The sequence below is a fragment of the Kitasatospora sp. NPDC059817 genome (assembly GCF_042731835.1).
Taxonomy (GTDB): Bacteria; Actinomycetota; Actinomycetes; order Streptomycetales; family Streptomycetaceae; genus Kitasatospora.
Window position 1 is genome coordinate 7,942 of record NZ_JBHWIR010000252.1, and the last position, 316, is coordinate 8,257.

The window sequence follows — 316 nt, forward strand, 5'->3', positions numbered from 1 at the left end:
GCTGTCCGGGCTCCCCGCCGCGCGCCGGGGCGGGGCGCCACCCCCCCCGGCCGACTGCCGGGACAAGGGGAACGGCATGCTGTCCGGTCTCGGTGAAGGCGGCGAACGATGCGCTCGACAGGGCGAACCGGTCGACGGGGTCTCAAGCAACGTGGCGAACAGCAGGTCACCGTGCCAACCCGGCAGAAGATCTCCCAAGTTCCGCCGTGATCACGACAGGCAGCCTTCGCCGCCTTCACGAAGAACGGACAGCCCTCACCGGCAGTGGCGCGCCCCCACGCCGACGGGGGGGGGGGGGGGCCGCCAGATCTAGAGC